The organism is Mesorhizobium sp. M7A.F.Ca.US.002.01.1.1 (assembly GCF_004022955.1).
Lineage (GTDB): Bacteria > Pseudomonadota > Alphaproteobacteria > Rhizobiales > Rhizobiaceae > Mesorhizobium > Mesorhizobium ciceri.
In genome coordinates this window covers 1-1,212 of record NZ_RZQE01000884.1, presented here as the reverse complement: position 1 = coordinate 1,212, position 1,212 = coordinate 1, and the positions used below count along the sequence as shown (strand labels likewise).

Genomic DNA, 1,212 nt, shown 5'->3' with positions numbered 1-1,212 from the left:
ATCCAGAAGATCCGCGACCGGCGGCTGAGCGTCCAGGCGGCGGAGCTTCTTCATCTCAGCCGCAGTCAGGTTCACCGGCTGTTGCAAGCCTATGACCAGGACGGCGCCGGCGGGCTGGTGTCGAAGGAGCGCGGCCGACCGAGCAATCGGCGCCATGATGAGGAGCCGCCGCCGCCGGCCGCGCCACCATACAGCGTTTCGGTCGCTTCGGTGTTGTATGCTATCCCCTGCTTGGGATGCAGCTCCAGGTCAAGAACTGCGGACTGTGACATTGACCACGGGGACCAGCGGCAACGGTTCGCCGTCTTTGCCGGTGAGTTCCGATTCGAACTTCTGGGTGCGGATGATTTCCTCGACCTGGCTGGTGAAATCGTCATGGCGCGCATCTTCGCCACGTTCTCTATCTTCACCTCGCCCTGATACGCAAAGGGCTTGGCCTCATAGAGCGGGTGCGCGTCGACCCATTCGAAGTACTCGCAACATGCCGTCCACAGCTTCTCTGGATCGATGATGATCGGGCTGCGGCCGTGTGAGCTACGGGCCTTCCAAAATTGGTTTCCTGCGGGTGCGGGCATTTGCGAAAATTTCGACGCTTTTACAAAGTTAACCAGCGGCCGGATTCGTACGGTTTTGTGACTTGCTGGATTGCCGATCACATGGTTTTTTTCGCACATCGTTGTGTGGGAGTGCGGGCGTGGGCGACGATCAGAAGGACGGTGTTCGGGTAGAACACATAGACGGCCAATGGGCGGTGCAGATCATCGAGGATGGCCTGACCACCCAACAGCTTTTCGACAACGAGGAATTTGCGAGGAGTTTCGCAGCCGGTCAAATCATCCGGCTCAACCTTAACCGGTCCGGCCAAAGCCAAAGCGGCCATGAGGTGGATGGCCCGCGAAACCATTCGTAAACCATGCCAACACGGTAAATATTTTATGTCGAACCGATCCGGTTGCAGGAGGTTTTGGGCGGGTCTGCAACAAAGAGGCCCAGCCAATCCCTGCACCGCTTACCCATCTCGCCCGCCCTGTTGATCTCCTTCGGGATTGCCTGCGGAATTTGCGTCTGGGCGACATCGGATAAGCCAGTGAGCTTCTTTCAAGCCCAGGCGTCCCCGCAGCTGGAAATGCGCGGGACAGTCGGTAACCTTCAATAGATGGACGATCGTCGATGCTACCGGCGGGCCGGTGCTGTCGTGGGCGATCCGCTACC

The 1,212-nt window shown here is 58.9% G+C and carries 1 protein-coding gene and 1 pseudogene; one reads left to right on the top strand and one right to left on the bottom strand.

Translation table 11 applies throughout. From position 1 onward, the window contains the following. Positions 1–165: pseudogene (locus EN932_RS36425) on the top strand (helix-turn-helix domain-containing protein); the annotation flags it as partial. A 487-nt stretch (positions 166–652) separates the two neighbouring features. Here the strand turns inward: EN932_RS36425 and EN932_RS38300 are convergent. Beyond that, entirely contained in the window at positions 653–904 is a 252-nt protein-coding gene (locus tag EN932_RS38300) for a hypothetical protein (RefSeq protein ID WP_164753151.1), read from the bottom strand. Positions 905–1,212 lie beyond the last annotated feature (308 nt).